The 3,049-nt window shown below is 62.3% G+C and carries 4 protein-coding genes and 1 pseudogene; 2 read left to right on the top strand and 3 right to left on the bottom strand.

Annotation, left to right across the window (positions count from 1 at the left end; translation table 11 throughout):
- Positions 1–899: GNAT family N-acetyltransferase (locus tag WBV42_RS11155; RefSeq protein WP_423986095.1), on the top strand; the 899-nt coding region annotated here is incomplete at its 5' end.
- Here WBV42_RS11155 and WBV42_RS11150 read toward each other — a convergent pair.
- Complete coding sequence (locus WBV42_RS11150; protein ID WP_423986094.1) at positions 896–1,573, bottom strand: helix-turn-helix domain-containing protein; 678 nt, start codon at positions 1,571–1,573, stop codon at positions 896–898. The two genes, WBV42_RS11155 and WBV42_RS11150, sit on opposite strands and share 4 nt — an antisense overlap.
- Positions 1,574–1,604: 31 nt before the next feature.
- On the bottom strand, positions 1,605–1,853 hold the full coding sequence (locus tag WBV42_RS11145) for a HalOD1 output domain-containing protein (RefSeq protein ID WP_423986093.1): 249 nt from the start codon (positions 1,851–1,853) through the stop codon (positions 1,605–1,607).
- Positions 1,854–2,017: 164 nt separating this feature from the next.
- Here WBV42_RS11145 and WBV42_RS11140 point away from each other — a divergent pair, with 164 nt between their 5' ends.
- A complete protein-coding gene (locus tag WBV42_RS11140) occupies positions 2,018–2,173 on the top strand; it encodes a hypothetical protein (RefSeq protein ID WP_253229042.1) in 156 nt (51 codons plus the stop codon).
- A 261-nt stretch (positions 2,174–2,434) separates the two neighbouring features.
- On the opposite strand, the pseudogene WBV42_RS11135 reads toward WBV42_RS11140, so the two are convergent.
- A pseudogene (locus tag WBV42_RS11135) lies at positions 2,435–3,049 on the bottom strand (glutamate--tRNA ligase); the annotation flags it as partial.

The following is a 3,049-nucleotide window of genomic DNA, read 5'->3' as shown; positions in this document are numbered from 1 at the left end:
TGGACGCGCCGAACGTCGCGGTTCGGGCGCTCTGCTGGAACGACCACGTCGTCAGCGTGGCGTTGTTGGCCCGCGAAGGGAACCTCCCGACGGACGTGCGCGAACACATGTACGACGGCGGTCGGGTGAAGGGCAACATGCTCCCCGATGTGCTGACGACGCAACTCCGCGATTTCGACGCCGGAATCCCCACCGGAATGCGAATCATGCGGATCGCAACCCACCACGCCGTGCGCTCGTCCGGATTGGGGTCCCGTCTGCTCGCCGAGGTTCGCCGTGAATTCTCGGACCTCGATTGGTTCGGTACGGGGTTCGGCGCAACCCCCGAACTGCTGCGGTTCTGGCGCGAAAACGGCTATCGAACCGTCCAACTCTCGACCACGCGCAACGACGCCAGCGGCGAGTACTCCGCGCTCATGTTCGACCCGACCTCCTCCACGGGAAGGGACCTGTACGACCGTCACGCCCGTCGGTTTGCCGGACGGATCGCTTCGGTGCTTTCGGACGCCCTCGACGACATGGACCCCGACGTCGTCCGCGAATCGTTGCGGGCGACCGATACCGAAATTTCGCTCTCCTCGCTCACCGACTGGGAGTGGCGGTTGGTCGCCGCGAGCGCCTACGGCCCGGGGCAGTTCGACCACGGTCCCGCCCCGTTCCGGAAACTGGTCGTGAAACAGCTCGCCGACCCAGCGGCCCCGGACCTGCTTTCGCCGCGTCAGGAGCGGCTACTGGTTCGGAAGGTACTCCAAGCCCATCGCTGGTCCACCGTTGCGGACGAACTCGGCTTTCACTCCCCCGGCGAAGCGATGCGGGCGCTGGGCGCGTCGTTCCAGCCGTTGGTCGATACCTACGGAAACGAGGCCGCACTGGCAGAGAAGGCGCGATATTCGGATTAATCGAGCCGGTCATCCACGATTTCGTTTGGTCCCGTCGTGAGGATGTGACGGCTCACGGTCCGGTGAGCGCGTCGGAGCCGTTTCGACAGAGCCTGTTGGCTGATGTCGAGTTCCTCAGCCAACTCGCTCAGGTTCGTCTTTCGCGGCACCTCGAAGTAACCCGAATCGAGCGCGGAGTTCAGCGCCGTCCGCTGTTTCGACGTGAGGAGGAACTGACCATCGACCGTCGGCGTCTCCGGCGTGTGTAACCGCTTCAACTCGACGGTGACGCCGTGATGGCTCAAGTCCGACTGGAGTTTCGAGATGTGGTCGCGGTGTTCGAACCGCATCTGGAAATCCCACCCTTGTTTTGCGGCAGTGCCGGTGAGGATGACGGGGTCGCTCTCCAGCACGTCCTCGACCGTTTCCCGCGTCTCGTCCGACCACTTGATACGGAAGAGTGACCCGTAGGGGATTTCGGTGAGCTTCGTCACCGAAACCGTCGTCGGATCGTCACGGAGCTCCCGCTCCACCGTGGTCGTCGTCCCCCCACATGCCCAGAGATAGGGGAGGATTCGACTCGCGGGGTGTGCGACCATCCGTTCGATTTCGACGGCCATGTTCGGGATCGCAGCGAAAGCCTGCGAGAGTGCGAACTCCTCGGTAGGAATCGTGAATTCTGCAATGACGCTCATTTTGTTCCAGTCCCCGTAGCGCGTTCCTGCATCAAACGTCCGCCTCGATAATGATGCGATCGTTACTCAGCACGACCACTTCACACCCATGATAGGTAAACTTAACTCGCCCCGTAGTTCGTATCTTTCCCCCATGGCTGTCCGCGAACAGCTCGTTGAGCGCGTCCGCGTTCACCGTCTCATACAGCGGCGGCAGACGATGTATCTCGGTGTTCGTCGTCGCCGCGACGGCGGTGACTACCCCCTCCGTGACGGTTTCACCGGCGTCGATTTCGTACACGAAATCGGCACCTTCCTCCAACTCAGCAGCGTCCATAGGGAATGGAGTTCCGCAGCGTCCCTGAAACGCGGGGTTATTCTTGAAACCCTTTTATATCAACCCCGCCGCCCTGTCCACGGTTGCATCAGTACATCCATGTGATTCCGATCCGTTGTATTCTCCCGATGAACTGCGCCGAAAACGACTGTGAAAACGAAGCAGCGGTCCGACTCCACATCCCGTGGGCCGACAACCGACTCGTCTGCACGAGTCACGCGAGGGTACTGGCGCAACAGGACGGTGTCGTCGCGGAACCGCTTGCGGACGTGGACTGGGAGTGAGACGCGAACTCGTCCCCGATCGATGTGCGGACTACGATGTGGTGGATCGATAGTAATCGCGCTGGCTGAACAGATACAGTACCAGTACGACGCCGACGAGTACATTCGAGAGATTTTCCGTTTTCCCTGCCACGACGAGCGAGAATCGCCACAGTACAAGATAGTATAGTTGTCGGTGCCCGTAGTCGTCCGGGGACGACCGAAATCCGAGTACCGGTCGGAGTTCCTCGACAAACAGAGGAACGACGGGATTCCGCCGAGTTACTCGTGCGCGAAGTAGGTCACCGTCTCGTCGCCGTCCTCACTGTCAACTCGCACGAACCCGACGCGCTCGAACTGGACGATGTCGTCCACGTCGGTTTCGGCGAAGTCGGGTTCCGCGACGCCTTCCACGTCGCCGTCCATCGTTCGCATGCGGACCGGGACGTTCGCCTCGACAGGGACCCAGTGGATCACGTCCACGCCCTCGTCGCGGACGGCGCTGATGTCGTCGCCCGTGTACTGGAGCGCGTCGCGGGTGTGTTGGAAACAGCCTAATCCCTTCAGCCAGACACGCTCGCCGTGGTCGGGGATGTCGTCGGCTTCGATGAGAACGGCTTCGCCCGCCGGGATGTGGCGCGTTCCCCTGTCTTCGTGGTCGGGGTGAACCGCCGGTTCCGCCGCTTCGGGGTAGTCGCCAATGAGCGGATACTCCACCCCCTTGCGGACGAAGAAGAAGCGCGGCGCGTCGTCGTCCACCAACTCGCGGTTGTTGGCGTAGATGGTGCTCATCGCCAAATCGACGTTGCTCGTGGAGGTGCCGAGTCCGACCATCGCCTCTCGGATGGCCTCGCCGCGGATGCCGCGACGGCGGACGCTCTGGAGGGTCGGGGCACG

The organism is Haladaptatus sp., from assembly GCF_049589095.1.
GTDB lineage: Archaea > Halobacteriota > Halobacteria > Halobacteriales > Haladaptataceae > Haladaptatus.
This window is presented reverse-complemented; position numbering and strand designations above follow the sequence as displayed.

Bases quoted from the DNA above. Each gene is read 5' to 3' on its own strand.
- WBV42_RS11150 (WP_423986094.1), bottom strand. From the start codon at position 1,573: ATGAGCGTCATTGCAGAATTCACGATTCCTACCGAGGAGTTCGCACTC.
- WBV42_RS11140 (WP_253229042.1), top strand. From the start codon at position 2,018: ATGAACTGCGCCGAAAACGACTGTGAAAACGAAGCAGCGGTCCGACTC.